Source organism: Vibrio sp. B1ASS3, assembly GCF_905175355.1.
Classification (GTDB): domain Bacteria; phylum Pseudomonadota; class Gammaproteobacteria; order Enterobacterales; family Vibrionaceae; genus Vibrio; species Vibrio owensii.
In genome coordinates this window covers 2,019,685-2,036,805 of record NZ_HG992743.1, presented here as the reverse complement: position 1 = coordinate 2,036,805, position 17,121 = coordinate 2,019,685, and the positions used below count along the sequence as shown (strand labels likewise).

13 protein-coding genes are annotated in these 17,121 nt (G+C 46.7%); 12 read left to right on the top strand and 1 reads right to left on the bottom strand.

Annotated features, from left to right (window positions below; genetic code table 11):
• The first annotated feature begins 278 nt into the window (after window positions 1–278).
• The 11 genes from KJB05_RS27310 to KJB05_RS27260 all read left to right on the top strand — a co-directional run bounded on the left by KJB05_RS27310 (window position 279) and on the right by KJB05_RS27260 (window position 15,408).
• Window positions 279–1,256 carry a LacI family DNA-binding transcriptional regulator gene (locus tag KJB05_RS27310; RefSeq protein WP_005434280.1) on the top strand — a complete coding sequence of 326 codons (978 nt, stop codon included), beginning with the start codon at window positions 279–281 and terminating at the stop codon, window positions 1,254–1,256.
• Window positions 1,257–1,649: 393 nt separating this feature from the next.
• The gene (locus KJB05_RS27305; RefSeq protein ID WP_045410777.1) at window positions 1,650–2,888 is read left to right on the top strand and encodes an extracellular solute-binding protein; all 1,239 of its coding nucleotides are present in this window, start codon (window positions 1,650–1,652) and stop codon (window positions 2,886–2,888) included.
• A gap of 11 nt (window positions 2,889–2,899) precedes the next feature.
• Window positions 2,900–3,994 carry a sugar ABC transporter permease gene (locus KJB05_RS27300; RefSeq protein WP_208445372.1) on the top strand — a complete coding sequence of 365 codons (1,095 nt, stop codon included), beginning with the start codon at window positions 2,900–2,902 and terminating at the stop codon, window positions 3,992–3,994.
• Complete coding sequence (locus tag KJB05_RS27295) at window positions 3,987–5,405, top strand: carbohydrate ABC transporter permease (RefSeq protein ID WP_208445371.1); 1,419 nt, start codon at window positions 3,987–3,989, stop codon at window positions 5,403–5,405. The genes KJB05_RS27300 and KJB05_RS27295 overlap by 8 nt, the downstream gene beginning before the upstream one ends.
• Before the next feature lie 18 nt (window positions 5,406–5,423).
• Window positions 5,424–7,766 carry a glycosyl hydrolase family 65 protein gene (locus KJB05_RS27290; RefSeq protein ID WP_041056115.1) on the top strand — a complete coding sequence of 781 codons (2,343 nt, stop codon included), beginning with the start codon at window positions 5,424–5,426 and terminating at the stop codon, window positions 7,764–7,766.
• The gene (gene pgmB, locus KJB05_RS27285) at window positions 7,759–8,394 is read left to right on the top strand and encodes a beta-phosphoglucomutase (RefSeq protein ID WP_005434287.1); all 636 of its coding nucleotides are present in this window, start codon (window positions 7,759–7,761) and stop codon (window positions 8,392–8,394) included. Before KJB05_RS27290 ends, pgmB begins: the two co-directional genes overlap by 8 nt.
• A gap of 96 nt (window positions 8,395–8,490) precedes the next feature.
• Window positions 8,491–9,624: a sn-glycerol-3-phosphate ABC transporter ATP-binding protein UgpC gene (gene ugpC, locus KJB05_RS27280; RefSeq protein WP_005434288.1), complete on the top strand. Its 1,134-nt coding sequence runs from the start codon at window positions 8,491–8,493 to the stop codon at window positions 9,622–9,624.
• A gap of 194 nt (window positions 9,625–9,818) precedes the next feature.
• Window positions 9,819–10,823, top strand: coding sequence for an OmpG porin family protein (locus tag KJB05_RS27275; protein WP_005434293.1), 1,005 nt, complete (start codon window positions 9,819–9,821; stop codon window positions 10,821–10,823).
• Window positions 10,824–11,067: 244 nt separating this feature from the next.
• On the top strand, window positions 11,068–12,549 hold the full coding sequence (locus KJB05_RS27270) for a glycoside hydrolase family 32 protein (RefSeq protein WP_208445370.1): 1,482 nt from the start codon (window positions 11,068–11,070) through the stop codon (window positions 12,547–12,549).
• Entirely contained in the window at window positions 12,543–14,465 is a 1,923-nt protein-coding gene (locus tag KJB05_RS27265) for an alpha-amylase family protein (RefSeq protein ID WP_208445369.1), read from the top strand. Before KJB05_RS27270 ends, KJB05_RS27265 begins: the two co-directional genes overlap by 7 nt.
• Window positions 14,466–14,691: 226 nt before the next feature.
• Window positions 14,692–15,408, top strand: a complete 717-nt coding sequence (locus KJB05_RS27260) for a GntR family transcriptional regulator (protein ID WP_208445368.1) — start codon at window positions 14,692–14,694, stop codon at window positions 15,406–15,408.
• 52 nt (window positions 15,409–15,460) lie between these two features.
• Here the strand turns inward: KJB05_RS27260 and KJB05_RS27255 are convergent, their stop codons facing one another.
• Complete coding sequence (locus tag KJB05_RS27255; protein ID WP_039974011.1) at window positions 15,461–16,660, bottom strand: D-galactonate dehydratase; 1,200 nt, start codon at window positions 16,658–16,660, stop codon at window positions 15,461–15,463.
• A 262-nt stretch (window positions 16,661–16,922) separates the two neighbouring features.
• On the opposite strand from KJB05_RS27255, the gene KJB05_RS27250 reads away from it, so the two are divergent.
• A complete protein-coding gene (locus KJB05_RS27250; protein ID WP_208445367.1) occupies window positions 16,923–17,084 on the top strand; it encodes a PTS transporter subunit EIIB in 162 nt (53 codons plus the stop codon).
• The last annotated feature ends 37 nt before the right edge of the window (window positions 17,085–17,121 follow it).

The following is a 17,121-nucleotide window of genomic DNA, read 5'->3' as shown; positions in this document are numbered from 1 at the left end:
GTGCGAGAAAAACATCCAGTTTCTGAGTGCTTTGTCGACGTTCGTTATCAGTCTGTTGTGCTGATATTCATCTTGTTTCTATTCTAACTGTCAGATTATTCGATGTTTTTATAAAAGAATGGGCCTTGTCTGTGCTTGTGCTTATTGGTTTTATACAAAATGTGACATATGAGTCATAAGTTTACGCTTTGCTATCGTTTTACGTATTTCTCGCTTGCTTTTTCTCTGTTTACTCACATAATGAACGTAAATTTTACGTTTTGCCGTAGGAGAGCGCCGTGAGTGCACCAAAAACTGATGCGGAACTGAAGAAAGCGACCATACACGAAGCTGCAAAAATTGCAGGTGTATCAATCGCTTCTGTTAGTCGAGCTCTAAATAATAAACCGGGGATCAGCGAAAAAACGCGTAAAAAGATTCTCGATATATGCAAAGAGTTGGGTTATGTACCAAGCACGTCTGCACGTGAATTGACTGGTAGTCACAAAAATACCATCGCAATTTCGCTTGGTCCGCACGATTTTTACGCTTCTCGTTACCTCGGTATGCTATGGCCTTCTTTGTCTGCTTCCATCCGTAATTCTGGACGCAACTTGTTGCCAGTAAGCTTTGGAGAAGTGGATTTAGAGCAGGTTGGCGGCGCTATTTTACTTGGTATTACCCACAACGACCCACGCATTGAAACCTGTAAAGAGATGGACTTGCCTTACGTTTGTATCGGCATGAGTGAAGGCTCTTTTTGGGTGGCTCCAGATGATTTCAATGGCGGCCGTGAAGCTACGCAACACCTTGTTGATAAAGGCTTAACAGATATTTGCTTTGTGACGCCAACGACTTATGGCGACGGTTATCAGTTCCGTCATCAAGGTTACATGTCGGTGATGGCAAGCAACGCACTTCCTGTTCGAGAGCTTAGAACAGGCGCTGATCCACTGGGTGAAATCGCAGCTTATCGTTACTTCATGAACATTGATAAAAAACAGCTTGAGGGCTATCAAGGCTTTGTTTGTGAGTGTGACGAAACGGCACTTGGTGTTATTGCGGCACTAAAAGATCGCGGTTACACGCTACCTGATGACTTCTCTGTGGTGGGTTACGATGGTTTACCTGGTATTTCACGTGAACTCACGACTATTGAGCAAGACACGGACAAGATCGCGGCGCGTGTTGCGAGCATGCTAGAGCAAGCCATGCTGCGTGAACAGCCTGTTGGCTCCGTTGTACCTGTGTCTCTGAAGCTAGGTAAAACAAGCTAACTCGCATTCCTCATATTGGTAATCGAAAGCAAAGAGCATGGCTGAGTCTATGCTCTTTTTGTTTACGGTTTTCATCCTCTTCTTACCCATTTCTTTGTTTTTTCCGTTTCCTATCTCCAATCGAGTTTTATTAATCGTTATCTCTGTATCTATTTTACGTAAATTTTTCGTAAGAATGAGATGGTCTTACGAATCACATTTCGTTACATAACGGCCTTTTATGGCGTTTTTCTGAATTTACGAGCGAAAAATGCACCATTTTTGTAAGCGAGATCACCATTCTTGTGCGTTCTGATACGTAACTGAGTTTTTTGTGATCATCTTAACGTAAGCGCTTACGTTAATTTCGCATAATACCCTCAGATTTTGAAAGAAATGGGATTTGAGGGCGAGATGAAAAAAACAATATTGGCAGTATCCCTACTAGCTGCTGGCCTATCTGCAAACGCAGTTGCAAATACAGAAGTCACGATTGCCGGCTGGGGCGGTAATGATGTTGTGGTTCTGAACAAGTTGGTGAACGAGGTACTTGCTGACGATTTTGATAAAGCAGGTCTTACTGTTAAATATCAAGCAGTTGAAGGCGATTTTTCTCAGTTTATTACTAACTCTCTTTCAGCTGGCACTGCACCAGACGCCTTCTACATCGACGTTGTATTCGCTAACACATTAGTTAACTCTGGCAAAGTTTCTCCAAATAACAGCAGCTTAGAAAAAGTCGCGACCAACATGATCCCAAGCTTGAACTCGGCGTTTACGTTAGAAGGTAAACAGTACGGCGTAGCTAAGGATTTCAACACAATTGCACTGCAGTACAACAAAGACATTTTTGATGATGCTGAAGTCGCTTACCCAACGAATCAAGACTCTTGGGAAGATTTACGTAAAAAACTACTGGATGTGAAAGATGCGCTAGCAGATGAAGTGTCTGGTATCTGCGTTATGCCTGATTACGCGCGTTTTGCACCCTTTGCGCTCGCAACAGGTTGGACGCCATTCAACGCTGAAGGCAAAACCGTTCTGGATGAGAACTTCGAGCGTGCATTTAACTTCTACACTGGCTTAGTTACCGAAGACAAAGTGGGAATCTTGGCGACTGACCTTGGTCAAGGCTGGGGTGGCGGCTGTTTCGGTACGGAAGAAACGGCAATCGCTCTAGAAGGTAACTGGATCAGTGGTTACTTACGCGATAAAGCGCCAAACCTGCCTTATGGCACAACGTTGATGCCAAAAGATCCAGTAAGCGGTGAACGTGGCAACCTACTGTTTACTGTTGCTTGGGGCGTCAATGCAGATGGTAAGAACATCGAAGCGACGCAAAAAGCGGTAGAGATCCTAACTAGCCAAAAAGCACAAGAATGGGTGTTGGATTCAGGTCTTGCTCTGCCAAGCCGTGAAGCGCTTGGTAAGTCAGAGTTCTTTGCGCAGCAAAAAGCAGAAAACGAATTGGCAAAACAAGTGTTTGAAGGTGCTCTTGAAGGAAATGTAGAGCCATTCGCATTTGGTAACTACGGTACAGCATGGATGACTCCGATTAATGAAGCATTGAATTCAGTGTTGCTTGGTCAGATGACGCAGAAAGAAGCGATCAAGATGGCGCAAGCTAAATACGATGCACTGATGGCGAAATAACGGGGCGAGGGATGAACTCTTTACGTTTACGCCAACAAGTTTACGGATGGCTCCTAGCTGGGCCATTTGTACTGACTTTGGTGGTGTTCTTTCTATACGCATTGATCAGAACGGTTTACTTCAGCTTTACCAAGTACGACTTGTTCAGCGATGCAATTTGGGTTGGTTTAGCGAACTTTAAAGCTCTGCTAACTGACGATTTATTCCTGCTTTCACTGGCAAACACCATTTGGTTCTCGTTGATCGTGACCTGTGTGCAAACCGTGTTAGCACTTGGCTTAGCAATTTTGGTGAACTCTAAAATTCGCGCAAAAAGCTTCTTTAGAACCGCATTTTACTTACCAAGTATTTTGTCGAGTGCCGCGGTGACACTGATCTTCATTTGGTTCTACCAAAAGAACGGTTATCTCAACGGCTTTGTAACGGATGTCGTGAATCATTACCCACACTTGAGTTGCTTTGTGCTTGTCGCTATCGCTACTCAGTTTGTGTTGGTAACCAAAGACCGTTTGAAAGGCTTACCAGTAGGTTGGTTGGATCCAGCATGGGGCATTCTCTCTTTCATCGTTGCGGGTGTGGCGACTTTCGTAGCCAGCGCAATGGGCTGGGTTGAAGTGACAGACCAAATCGTGGAAGTGAACTGGTTGAACACGCGAGACAATGTGGGGCCGATGCCTTTAACACTTTGGGCTATCGTGATTCAGAACATTTACACCACTATCCCGACCTTCATGCTGTTGTTCCTAGCGGGCTTGCAAGGCATTCCGGGTGAGCTTTACGAAGCGGCGCACATTGATGGTGCGAACAAGTGGCAACAACACTGGAACATTACGATTCCTCAGTTAGCACCGGTGACGTTCGTTGTCGTGACTTTCTCGATTATCGGTACGCTACAAATGTTTGACCAAGTAGCACTACTTGGCTCGGCAGCACCGTTGGAATCACGTATTACGCTGGCTTACTACGTTTACCACAACGCCTTCCCACCGGGTGGCACGCCACAGATCGGCATGGCAAGCGCAGCAGCATTGGTATTGGCATTCATCACGTTGGCAGTGGTTTATCTGCAGAAAATCTTTGGTGTGAAGGAGAAAGCAGATGACTAATCCCGTTTCAACCATGAATCACGATGATGCGAAACCTATGGCATCAATGGAAGAGATTTCCAAGTTCCAAGCGCGTCGTCGTTGGGCAAAAGTGGCGTGGGTTTACAGTGCATTGCTACTGGTTGCGACTGTCATGCTAGGTACGTTCGTGGTGGCTTTCTTAGCGAGTTTGAAAGATGACCCACTAGAGCAGCCATTTAAGTTCAACTTTGCACAGGTTCAACCAAGCAACTGGGGTGCGGCTTACCAACTCGGTAAAGAAGGTAACGATGCGCCAATGTTCGGTGGTTTTGCTCCGGGCGCAGAAGTGAACTTCACCGTGACTTACGCGGTGGAAGACGGCAAAGCGCTGGCAACGCCAGAGATTGAAGTGCCACGCCGTCGTCCAGGTACAGGTATGGCTGCGGCTATCGTGACCGACTTTGCTGCCGATTACGCACAAGTCAGCGAGCCAGTGCTGGTAGACACCAACGACAACGTGACGTTTGTAGAGAAGCGTGGTCGTCGTGAACTTACTAAGCAAGGTCATAGCCAAACGTGGGCGTTTTCCATCAAGTATCAAGGGCAAGGTCCTGAAATCGCAACGCTACCCCTAACGGTAGAAGCACCGCGCGGCCAAGTGCTGATTGATAGCACACTAGCGCCAAGCAAGATGGAACGTCGTGGCCGTGTCGCGGCATGGGATAACGCAGCGCCGGGTGTGATTGGTTATGTATTTAAGTCTTACGTTCGCGTGTACACCGAGTCGGTGAGCCTAGATACAGGTAAGAGCTTATTTATGAGCTGGACCATCAACTCGTTCTTCATTGCGATTGGTAAGGTGATTCTGACCCTGTTCTTTGCATGTACTGCGGGTTATGCCTTAGCTCGATTGAAGTTCACTGGTGCGCGTGCTGTGTTCGCTTTCATGTTGTTCAGCATGATGATTCCGGGCCAAGTAACGTTCATCTCTAACTACTTAATTTATAAGGATATCGGCTTATTGAACACACCATGGGCGGTCATCACCGCGGTCGTTGCTTCGGGTCAGGTTCTGATCATGAAACAGTTCTTCGAGAACATTCCGAAAGAACTGGAAGAAGCAGCAATCGTAGATGGCGCAAGCCCTGCTGTGATTCTTTGGAAGGTATTCATGCCACTGGCGAAGCCTGCCATCTTGTCGGTCACCATCCTTGGTTTCCAAGGCGCTTGGAACGACTTCTTCTGGCCGCTTGTGGTGATTAACAGCCCAGCTGACGCGTTCACGCTTCCTGTTGGTCTATTGAGTTTACGTAACGCCTATGGCGTAGCAGGTGACTGGAACCTGATCTTGGCGGGGGCTTTCCTGTCAACAATCCCAGTACTGATTGTATTTATGGTTTTCCAACGTTACTTCGTGGGTAACGACATTTCTTCCGCTGTTAAAGGTTAAATTTCGGGGATATTTAAGATGTTTATGAACTACAACGCTGGTCAAGGCGAACTAAAAAACTGGATCGTTGAAGAGACGGCGTTTGACTCAGCTTTCCAAGGCAAATGTGAAGTGGTAATGAGCCAAGGTAATGGCTACATGGGTGCGCGTAGTGCAACGGAAGAAAAATACGTGGGCCAAGTTCGCAACCTTTTCGTTGCTGGTACTTACAACAAGTTTGATGCAGACGAAGTAACTGAGCTGCCAAACTCTGCAGACATGAGCTCGATTGAAATTTTCATCGATGGTCGCCGTTTCCACCTAGAAACCGGTGAAGTGAGCAACTACTCTCGTCGCCTAAACGTGAAAAACGGTGAGCTAATCCGTGAATTCACATGGACAAACAACGAAGGTAAGAGCTTTGAGATGCGTTTCCGTCGCTTCTTCTCGCAAGCAAACCTTCACCTAATGGCATTCGACGTTCAAGTAAAAGCACTGAACAGCGATGCGAAAATTGAAATCCGCTCTGGTGTGGATGCGCAGCTTTCTAATTCAGGTGCACAGCACTTCCACGAAGGCGAAAAGCGTATCTACGACAAGCGTTTTATCGAGCTTCTACAACACACAACAGAGAGCAAAGTAGACTTTGTTTTCCTAACGTCTCACCGCTACCTAGTTGACGGCCAAGAGACAGAAATCGACCCATCACTTGCGATGGACCGTCGTAAAGTATGGGTAAACATCAACTACGATCTGAAAGCGGGCGAAACGTTCGGCACAGAAAAAGTCGGTGTGGTTCATACATCTCGCGACAAGCAGTTCGATGTGGAAGGTTACGAGCTTCAAGCACTTCGTGACCACGCACTGACGAACCTAAAGAACAACGCTGACCGCAGCTTTGATGAACTTCTAGAAGAGAGTGCAGCAGAGTGGGATAAGCGTTGGGCAGGCATGAACATCACCATCGGTGGTAGCGATTTCGACCAACTTGCAATTCGCTTTGCTCAATACCAGTTGAACATCTTCACGCCAATGCACGACTCTCGCTTCGGTATCGGTGCGAAAGGTCTATCTGGCGAAGGCTACAAAGGTCACTCGTTCTGGGATACAGAAGTATTCATGCTTCCGTTCTTCATCTACACCATGCCAGAAGTGGCGCGCAGCCTACTTGAGTACCGCTTTAAGACGCTAGATGGCGCTCGTAAGAAAGCGAAAGACAACGGCTACATTGGTGCACAGTTCCCATGGGAATCGGCACTAACGGGTGAAGAAGTAACGCCTGTATGGGGCGCAGTAGACATCATCACGGGTAAGTCGACGAAGATTTGGTCTGGCTTTATCGAGCAGCACATCACGTGTGACATCACTTACGCATTGTGGCAGTACTACCAAATCACTGGCGACCAGAAGTTCATGGATGACATGGGCTACGAGATCATGTTCGACACAGCAACGTTCTGGACAAGCCGCCTAGATTGGCTAGAAGACCGCAACATGTGGGGTATCTGTGACGTAATCGGTCCTGATGAGTACAAAGAGCACATCGACAACAACGCGTTCACTAACTACATGGCGGTAGAGAACATCAAACTAGCGATTCGTTACTACGAGGATCTAGAAGCGTCGAACCCAGAGCTATTGGCTAAGCTGTCTGACAAGCTAAACCTAGTGGAAGCTCGTCAAATGTGGCTAGACCGCGTAGACAACATCTACCTACCTAAGCCACGTGCTGAAGATAAGGTAATCCCACAGGATGACACTTACCTACAGAAAGAAATCATCGACCTGACTAAGTACAAAGAGCAGCCATTCGTTGGTGGTCTGTTCCAAGACTACAACCTAGAACAGGTTAATGACATGCAGGTTTCTAAGCAGGCGGACATTATGGTGCTGTTCCTACAGCAAGAAGATAAGTTCGACCTAGAAACCAAGCTGGCTAACTGGAACTACTACGAGCCGAAGACGCTACACGATTCGTCGCTAAGTCTCTCTACGCACTCGGTATTAGCGTCAGATGTTGGCAACCCAGAGCTGTCTTACGATCTATTCCAACAAGCCGCGTCTATCGACATCGGTCAGAACATGAAGAGCTCTGATCACGGCATTCACGCGGCGTCTATCGGCGGCATGTGGCAGTGTGTGGTTTACGGCTTCGGTGGTGTTCGTATGCTAGGTGGCAACCTGCGTATTAACCCTAACCTTCCAAAGCAATGGGAAAGCCTGAACTTCCCAATCTACTGGAAAGGTGAGCGTCTAGAAGTGACCGTTGACCAAGAGCAAGTTCGCATCGAACGCCCTGAGTTCAACGGCCAAGTACTAAACATCGAAGTTGCAGGTGAGCCACGTGTTATCGATTCAACAGAGGTGACGTTCAATGTGTAAGGCATTTATTTTCGACCTAGATGGCGTTATCACGGATACGGCTGAGTTGCACTACCAAGCGTGGCAACGTATGGCGAACGAAGAAGGTTACTACTTCGACCGTGAAATCAATGAGCAGCTACGTGGCGTATCTCGTCAAGCGTCGCTGAACATCATCTTGAACGGCAAAGAGATCAGCGAAGAGAAGTTTGCTGAGCTAATGAAGCGTAAGAACGATTACTACGTGGATCTGCTGAACACGATTTCTGCGAAAGACGTTCTACCGGGTATTGAGCAATTCCTACTTGAGCTAAACGCACGTGGCATCAAAGTGGCACTGGCGTCAGCAAGTAAGAATGCTCGTCCTATCCTGCACCGTCTTGGCCTAACACCACTGTTTGATGCTATCGGTGATGGCTGGTCAGTTAACCGATCTAAGCCAGCACCAGACGTGTTCATCCACGCGGCAGGCCAAGTGGGCGTAAACGCTGACGAGTGCATCGTAGTTGAAGATGCAGAAGCGGGTGTAGACGCAGCAAAAGAAGCAGGCATGCGCGTAGTGGGCATTGGTCCTAACGACCGTGTTGGTCACGCGACTTGGCGCTTCGATGACACCAAAGGCATCAACTTGGGCGAGATCCTAGGTTAATCCAAAATAAGAAGTGTGGTGGGGCAGTCGTTGATATCGGCGTGCTGCCCCCGAATCACCTAAAGCCCAGACTCTTAAAGAATTATAGGTAGAACAATGGCACGTTTAGAACTGAAGAACATCAACAAAATTTATCCTGATGGTGCACACATCATCAAGGATGCCAACCTGACCATTGAAGACGGTGAATTCACGGTATTCGTTGGGCCATCAGGCTGTGGTAAGTCAACCATGCTGCGTATGGTCGCAGGTTTGGAAGAGATTTCATCAGGGGACATGTGCTTAGACGGTGAGGTGGTTAACAACCTTTCACCAACCGATCGTGGGATTGGCATGGTGTTCCAATCTTATGCGCTTTACCCGCACATGACGGTCTACGAAAACATCGCTTTTGGCCTAAAACTGGCGAAGAAAAGCAAAGACGATATTGATTCAGCAGTACGTCAGGTAGCGGAAATGCTAGAGCTGACAAACCTTCTGAAACAAAAACCAAGTCAACTATCGGGTGGTCAGCGTCAGCGCGTGGCGATTGGTCGTGCGATTGTTCGCAATCCGAAGTTGTTCCTACTTGATGAGCCGCTATCTAACCTAGACGCATCCCTACGTGTTCGTATGCGTTTGCAGTTGGCGGAATACCACAAAAAACTCAAATCTACCGTGATTTACGTAACCCACGATCAGGTGGAAGCCATGACGCTAGCCGACAAAATCGTGGTACTTCGCGCAGGCGTTGTTGAGCAAGTTGGCTCGCCTCTGGAGCTGTACTACTTCCCTCAAACACTGTTCGTAGCAGGTTTTATCGGCTCTCCAAAAATGAACCTGCTGCCAGCGACACTGGTTTCTGCTTGCGATGAAAAAGCAACGGTAGAAGTGGGTGACTACACCTTCCAAGCGGACGTAAACGCAAAAGGCGCAACACAAGGTGCATTGATGACGCTTGGTATCCGCCCTGAAGACATCCACCTTGATGAAGAAGGTGTGGGTGTGATTGTTGAGGGCTTCGAACGCCTAGGGACAGAATCACTGCTTTACACCACGCTAGTACGCGGTGGTCAGGAAGTATTAGTTCGCGTGCCAGGTACTGTGCATGTCGAAATCGGCCAGCGTTTGAACATCCGCATTCCGGCTGAGAAATGTCACTTATTCGATAGCAAGGGTCACGCGTTCCAACGGGGTATGACGTTGAACGATTTGATTACGCCTCCGCCGCAAGTCAAACAAGCTATCTAATTCGGCGTACGCCGACACCATTCTAAAAATAATAAAAAAGCCCGCTACAGCGGCGGGCTTAGGATTACTGCATTCAAAATTCGGGTTCTGGATGAATTTTGAATGTGACCTTAATGCCTGTTGGCGCAGGCATCAAAAAAACTATCCCGTTGGCGCGGGACAGACAGTAACGACGAAATAATAAGGTAAACATCATGAAAAAAACAGTAGTGGCTTCTTCCATCCTCTTTAGCTTGACCCTTTCAGGATACGCTTTTGCCGAAGAAGAGAAGAAAGAAACGCAGGACGCTGAGCTTGCCGTAAAAGTGGAACAACTGAAAGCGGATTATTCAACCGCAGAACTGCTCACTGCATTGGACGTGCCAAAGCAGGAAGAAGCGAAGTTCCACGGCACACTGGGCACCAACGTGGAAGTGGAACGCGTGATCCGCGATGACGGCGTGAACGAAGGTAAAGTGAAATACACTTTGCTGCAAGGTAACTTCCGCCATGATGATTTACCGGGTTGGGACTTCGGTTTCTACTCTGGCCGTGAAGAACTGTTCAACGGCAACCTAAAACACGCGAAATACGACAAAGGCGTGAACGCAATTCAAGAGATCTTTGTGAACCGCAGCTACGGTCACGACAAAGGTCATATCGGTTGGGGTGTAAAACTGGCGGGTGAAAGTATTGATAAACGTACCACGCCAGAAGCGAAAGTATTCGGTTCTTACCAACTGACCAACAATTTAGAAATGCACGGCTACGCGCTTTACCACGTGGAATACAAACGCGGTACAGGTGAGTTCCCATACTGGGAAGTGGAGCCGGGCTTTGGCTACAAAATCTCTGACAACTCAGGCGCATGGCTAAACTTCCGTTACCAAGTCGGTGAGTGGAACGCAAAAGACGGTTACGCAGAAACGGAAACCGAGTGGATCATCAAACCGGGTATCTGGTACAGCTGGGGCAAACTGTCGGCGTCTCTATGGGGTGAATTTGGTTCATTCGAGAAAGAGCGCAACTCAGACAGCGCACACCTATGGACTGAAGATTACTCAAAAATCGGTATCTCAGCGAACTACCCACTGTCTAAGAGCTGGCGCATGTTCGGTGAGGCAAGCTACAAGAAACTTGACCTAGAAAGCGGCCCAGAGCGTGATGCGTTCGATGGCTACATCCCGCTGTTCATCCTAGGTGTGAACTACAGCTTCTAAACCCCAATAGCTTTCTCCTCTGGGGGAGAGGAGAAAGCTATTTGCTTATGAAGTGCCTATTCAGCTTGTCCTCTGGCGGGCTAACTTGTTCCGCGAGGCTAAGTTATTTGAAGGGTACTTAGAGTAAGCCTTGTTTTGGACGCGCTTTGGCAGCAACGACTTTGTCCGGGAGTTCTATGGGACTCCTTTTTTCTTCCTGCTGGTTCGCTCAAACCAAGTTTTACTTACAACGATCAGATTTGCTATGACAGAAAAATACCGCCCATATCTTCACATGACGCCAGATTCGGGTTGGATGAACGATCCAAACGGATTGGTGTTCTTCAATGGTCATTATCACCAGTTCTACCAGTATTACCCAAGCGATACGGTTTGGGGACCAATGCACTGGGGACACAAAATCAGTACCAACTTGATAGATTGGCAAGAGCTTGAGCCTGCATTGTATCCAGATGAATCTGGCATGTGCTTCTCGGGCAGTGCGATTGTCGATTGGCATAACACCTCAGGTTTATTTGAGGCTGGCAAACCGGGCTTATTGGCGTTCTACACGTCTTTCATTCAACCTAAAGTGACATTAGCTGATGGCACTGAAGTTGAAGACCCAATCCAACAGCAGTCTCTCGCTTATAGCCAAGATGGCATGACGTGGAAGAAGTTCGCCAACGGTGCACCGATCATTACTGCGCGGGGCAATCCGGATTTCCGTGATCCCAAGGTGATTTGGCATGAGCAAAGCCAAGCGTGGGTGATGGTGGTGTCTTGCGGTCAACATATCGAGTTCTACCGTTCGACCAACCTATTGGATTGGCGTTTAGTGAGCGAGTTTGGCTACCGTCATGGTGCGCACAGTAAAGGCCCGTGGGAATGTCCAGACTTGTTTGAACTGCCTATCGAAGGCTCGCAAGAAACGCGTTGGGTCTTGGTGGTTGGCATTGGTGAAGGCGCTCACTGTGGCGGAGCAGGTACGCAGTATTTTATTGGTGACTTTGATGGCGAAACCTTCATCAATCACAATCATCCAGAGAGTGTATTGTGGCTCGATTTCGGTCGTGATTACTACGCGACTCAGTCATTTTCTGACATCCTGGTTGAAGACGGCCGCCGTATCGTCAGTACATGGATGAGTAATCATCAGTACTCGCTTGAGTTACCAACCCAAGAGTTTCGCAGTTCGATGGCTATGCCTCGTGAGCTGTTCCTGTTTGAAGGGAAAGCAGGCTTACGTGTTGGACAACGCTTTGTAAGAGAGCTTAGTCAGACGTTAAGTCTTGATGTGCAAACGCCAGAGCCAAGTGACGAACAAGCGATTAGCCTTTACAGCCTGCAAGAAGTCATGAAGTTCAGCGCTGATGTGACGCTACAAGATAGCCAAACGTTGCACCTGAATGTGTACCAAGACAATCCGGCTTACTTTGAGTTTGTTTGCGTCGAGCAAGGCATAGAAGTGCGCTCTGTACGTCGTGGTCAGTTTGGCTCGGAACGCATTGATGAACACTTCCCACACGATTACCGCGTGACCTTACCGATTGATAATGAATTCCAAGTCGAAGTGTTGATCGACAAAGGCTCAGTCGAGTTGCTGCTCAATGCTGGCCAATTCAGCTTTACCAACCTTGTTTACGCCAAAGAGACGCAAGCAAGTGTCGCCCTGAGCGTGGATAGCGGCTCGCTGGCATTGCGCAACGTTCAAGTATCTAGCTTGGCAGGAGAGAAAACATGTTAAACGAACGACAAACCCAGCAAGCACTGCAGCAAGTTCTTGATTCGGTTGAATTGCCAAAGCTAACCAAGAAAGACGAGAAGGTGTTTCTTGAACGTCTGGCGCAGCATTTTCCATCTCTAGTTGGGCAACTGCACTCGCTTTATGGTGAACGCTATGACTTCTTCTTGCACCTACAAAAGCTGGTGGTTGTGCTTGCCAAAGCCTTTGCAGGTCGCAAACGCAAATGGAAGAACTTGGATGAGAAGCGTCTCAGTAATCCAAGTTGGTACCGCAGTGAAAAAATGCTCGGTATGGCGGTGTATGTCGACCTGTTTGCGGGTGATTTGAAAAAGCTACAAATGAAGATCCCGTACCTCAAGTCTCTGGGTATCAACTATCTTCATCTGATGCCGCTTTACAAAGCACCAAAAGGGGACAGTGATGGCGGCTATGCCGTGTCGGATTACCGCAAGGTCGATCCAAAGCTAGGCACAGAGAAAGATCTAGCGCAGTTAGCAGAGGCATTGAGTGATGAAGGCATCAGCCTAGTGCTGGATTTCGTGTTCAACCACACCTCAGATGAACACCACTGGGCGGAGCAAGCGCGTAAAGGCAACCCTGAGTTTGAAGACTTTTATTACTTCTTCACCGATAAGCAAGAAGTGGATGAGTACAACCAAACTTGCCGCGAGATCTTCCCAACCGTTCGTCGTGGCAGCTTCACTTTCTTAGAAGATATAGAGAAGTACGTTTGGACAACCTTCAACAGCTTCCAATGGGATCTCAATTACTCAAACCCAGCGGTGTTCAATGCGATTACCGATGAGATGTTGTTCCTTGCCAATATTGGCTGTGAAGGATTACGTTTGGATGCACTGGCGTTCATCTGGAAAGAGAAATGGACCCAATGTGAAAGCTTGCCGAAGGCTCATACTCTGATTCAGTGTTTCAACACCTGTTTGCAGATTGCAGCGCCTGCCGTTTTATTCAAATCTGAAGCGATTGTGCACCCAGATGAGGTGGCACAGTACATCGACAAAGATGAGTGTCAGTTGTCCTACAACCCACTGATGATGGCGCTGATGTGGGAAAGTTTGGCAACACGTGAAACCAAGCTACTGACAGCATCATTAAAGAAAAGCTTTGAGATTTCAGATGCGTGTTCATGGGTGAACTACATTCGTTGTCACGACGATATTGGCTGGACGTTTGATGATGCAGTCGCTGAGCAGCTTGGCATTAATGGCTATGAGCATCGCCGCTTTTTGAATCAGTTCTACACTGGCAAATTCGACGGTTCATTCTCTCAGGGTGTGCCATTCCAAGAAAACCCAACTACGGGTGATTGCAGAGTATGTGGCTCTTTGGCCTCTCTTGCTGGGCTAGAAAAAGCGATAGAAGCGGATGATTCACAAGCGATTGAGCACGCATTGAAGCGTATTCGTCTGCTTAATAGCATCAACTTGAGCATCGGTGGTATTCCGCTGATTTATCAGGGTGATGAGCTAGGTATCTTGAACGATCACAGCTACTTGAATGATGAGTTTAAACGCGAAGATGCGCGTTGGGTTAACCGCCCTCAAATTAGCGCAGAAGCGGTCGCATTGGCAGAAACCAAAGGCAGTTATCAGCATCGTATTCACAGTGACTTGCTGCAAATGGTCAGTTTGCGCCGTCAGAGCCCAGTATTCGGCGCTGCGAAAACCGAGATCCTAGAAACTTATCGTCCACATCTGTTTGCTTACTGCCGACAGCATGACAATGGCGATAAACTGCTGGCAGTGTGTAACTTCAGTGAGCATGAACAACGACTCCCAATGTCGATTTGTGACGTTCTAGGCGCACGCCAAGTCGCAGACATCCTAACGGGAGACGAGAAAACTGGCGACGAACTGGTCATGGGCGCATACGACGTCGTCTGGCTGAAAGCCAAGTAACTTCGACGGTTCATCACCCCAAAAAACAAGGGCACGGAATGTGCCCTTTTGTCGTTTTTGAGCCAAAGTAATCTTCACTCTTATAGTGAATGCTAAGTAAATAATCACTCGAAAATAAAATAAGGTGCGCGCATTCTCTATTTTGCTTCTAAGTTTCGGTATTTGGATTATATTGATAAGTAAAAGATGGTATAAATCACCCATTGTCGATAATAATTGAATGCTTATGAAGAAATACGAAGAATTAGTTCAAGATATCATCAGTAAAATTTGCCAAAACGTCATCGATGTGAAGTTGCCATCTGAGCGTGAATTGGCGGAAAAGTATGATATTTCTCGTTTTTCGGTACGAAAGGCGCTGTCCAAACTTGAAGCGATTGGTATTGTGAAATCCAAAGTAGGTTCGGGTTATTTCGTTAATACCTCAATTATTGGTTCGCCACTCATCTATAATTCGGTCACTGAAAATAAATTTGGTGAGATTTCATACAAGAAAATAAAACTGAATAAACGTCTACCCACTACGCATGAAATGCAGATGTTTTCTATCGAGGATGATGAATATCTATGGAATATTAAACGTCTGCGATTAATTCAGGGAAAAGTTACCCAGATTGAGGAAACAAAATTACCCGTAAGTATGTTTCCTAAAATTACCGATGAGATTATTGAAAGTTCACTACAGAAACACGTGTTGTCTTTAGGTTTAGAAATCGACAGTTATTTAACCACTTATCAAGCAATTAATGTTTCTAAAGAAGATGCGGATTTACTGGGTTGTAAACGTAATAGTTCCGCGATGAATATTACTAATCGAGGATTCTTAAAAACAGGTGAAGTCTTTGTGGTGAGCGATATTATTGATATTAATTACCAGTGTACTTATCACACCAAGTTTAATCCCGAGAGTCTTAACTACCGAGATCAAAACGACCGCGAATAGCGGTCGTTTTTTTAGGTCTGCATTTAACGCCGTCGCTAGGACAAACAAGGCATTAAGGCGTGTGAATACTGCCGTCTGGCAAGCGGCTTTGCGTCCATTCGTGTGGGCGGTATTCAACAGGGAAGTCTTGTGCCGCTTCGCGATCCATCTCCACACCGATACCTGCAATTTCAGATGCGTATAGGTAACCGTTGATTGGCTCTGCTGCGTTCGGGAAGACGCGCTGTGTATTGGCTTTGTATTCAACATGCTCTTGAATCGCAGCGTTATGTAGATGCACATTTAAGTGAGTATTCACTGCGGCGCCAATTGGCGTCATATCAGGTGGGCAGTGCCAAGCAATACGAACGCCAAAGCTCTCACAGAAGTGACCGAGTTTCAGTGCTGGTGTGATACCACCGATTTGTGACACGTGGCAACGGATGAAGTCGACACGGCGATTGATGATCAACGCTTTCCACTCTTCAGGGTTGTTAAACAGCTCACCCAAAGCCAGAGATACGCTCGATTGGTTGCGAATATTATCCAACCATTCTGTCTGACTTGGCGGTAGAATATCTTCAATAAAGAACGGGTTATACTGCTCAACTTGTTTCGCGAATTGAATCGCTTGGTTCGGGAACAAACGCTCGTGTACGTCATGAAGAATATGGAATCGTTTGCCATATTTCTCACGTAGGTTTTTGAACATTTCTACCGTGTTTTCAATATATTGGTCTTGGTCGTAGTAAGAGCCTTGGGTTGGGTTTTGCGCCGTTTGAATATTTTCTGGCACACCGCCGTAGAAACCTAACTGACAGCGAATATGTTGATAACCCTGTTCTAGGTATTTATCGACTTGCTCATACAAGCCTTCCATCGTATCGCTGGTGGCATGCGTATATACTTGAATAGCATCACGAGATTTACCACCAAATAATTGATGAAGCGGCATGTTGGCTATTTTTGCCTTAATATCCCAAAGTGCCATATCAACACCAGAAATAGCATTGTTGATCACTGGGCCATTACGCCAATATGCATTGACCATCATCATTTGCCACAGATCTTCAATATTATTTGCATCTTTACCAATTAATAATGGCTTAAGATATTCATCAACCATGGTTTTTACTGCCAATGGTCGTTGTTGGAATGTCGCACAACCGTAGCCCGTTACACCCGATTCTGTTTCTACAATAACAGTAATCAGGTTATGTCTGTCTGGCTTGGTAATCACGCACTCAATATTTGATATGGTATTTTTGTTCACTTCAAACTATCTCTAGTTAACAGGATTTATTTTATATAAGCGTGAAAAAATACAAATTACAAGCGGTAAATTATGCTTAAATTTAACTGGTTCGTTCCTGTTTTGAATTCGGCAAGAAAAACGAACCAATTGGCGAAAAAAGCCGAAAATTTAATTTTTAGCCGTTTTAATGTGAGTTTAATCACTAATTTGTCGATTGGATAAATACCTCCAGTAGCTAAGATGAGCGCAGTGAATGAGCAGACAAAGCACATAGGAAAGTATGATGCAATTGACACAAACAAACATGGCAACTGGCGATGCGTCGTCAGGTAAGGCAGACAGCTTTAGCATGAAACTACAAGAATTGGTCGCGGCACTTGGCGGCAACGAGAACATTGCTAACATTACCCACTGGCTTTGTTGCCGAATTCGAGTGAACTAAATCAGAATCTTACGATCAGATCAGTGACATTCACTCA